Annotated in this window: 1 rRNA gene; it reads right to left on the minus strand. The window is 50.9% G+C overall.

The features are described 5' to 3' along the window. Window positions 1-1,218 (minus strand): 23S ribosomal RNA (locus IAE33_RS24330); the annotation flags it as partial. Between the last annotated feature and the right edge of the window lie 66 nt (window positions 1,219-1,284).

Genomic DNA, 1,284 nt, shown 5'->3' on the forward strand with positions numbered 1-1,284 from the left:
CTTCTCAACTCACCTTCACAGGCTTACAGAACGCTCCTCTACCGCATCACCCTAAGGTGATACCCGTAGCTTCGGTGCATGGTTTGAGCCCCGTTACATCTTCCGCGCAGGCCGACTCGACTAGTGAGCTATTACGCTTTCTTTAAAGGGTGGCTGCTTCTAAGCCAACCTCCTAGCTGTCTAAGCCTTCCCACATCGTTTCCCACTTAACCATGACTTTGGGACCTTAGCTGACGGTCTGGGTTGTTTCCCTTTTCACGACGGACGTTAGCACCCGCCGTGTGTCTCCCATGCTCGGCACTTGTAGGTATTCGGAGTTTGCATCGGTTTGGTAAGTCGGGATGACCCCCTAGCCGAAACAGTGCTCTACCCCCTACAGTGATACATGAGGCGCTACCTAAATAGCTTTCGAGGAGAACCAGCTATCTCCGAGCTTGATTAGCCTTTCACTCCGATCCACAGGTCATCCGCTAACTTTTCAACGGTAGTCGGTTCGGTCCTCCAGTCAGTGTTACCTAACCTTCAACCTGCCCATGGATAGATCGCCCGGTTTCGGGTCTATACCCAGCGACTAAACGCCCTATTAAGACTCGCTTTCGCTACGCCTCCCCTATTCGGTTAAGCTCGCCACTGAATATAAGTCGCTGACCCATTATACAAAAGGTACGCAGTCACCTAACAAAGTAGGCTCCCACTGCTTGTACGCATACGGTTTCAGGTTCTATTTCACTCCCCTCTCCGGGGTTCTTTTCGCCTTTCCCTCACGGTACTGGTTCACTATCGGTCAGTCAGTAGTATTTAGCCTTGGAGGATGGTCCCCCCATATTCAGACAAAGTTTCTCGTGCTCCGTCCTACTCGATTTCATTGACAAGAGATTTTCGTGTACGGGGCTATCACCCACTATGGCCGCACTTTCCAGAGCGTTCCACTAATCTCAAACCAACTTAAGGGCTGGTCCCCGTTCGCTCGCCACTACTAAGGGAATCTCGGTTGATTTCTTTTCCTCAGGGTACTTAGATGTTTCAGTTCCCCTGGTTCGCCTCTTGCACCTATGTATTCAGTACAAGATAACCAGCTTGTGCTGGCTGGGTTCCCCCATTCAGAGATCTCTGGATCACAGTCTGTTTGCCGACTCCCCAAAGCTTTTCGCAGGCTACCACGTCTTTCATCGCCTCTGACTGCCAAGGCATCCACCGTATGCGCTTCTTCACTTGACCATATAACCCCAAGCAATCTGGTTATACTGTGAAGACGACATTCGCCGAAAATTCGCATGTTGCGCT

Source organism: Pseudomonas sp. S60 (genome assembly GCF_016647865.1).
GTDB lineage: Bacteria > Pseudomonadota > Gammaproteobacteria > Pseudomonadales > Pseudomonadaceae > Aquipseudomonas > Aquipseudomonas parafulva.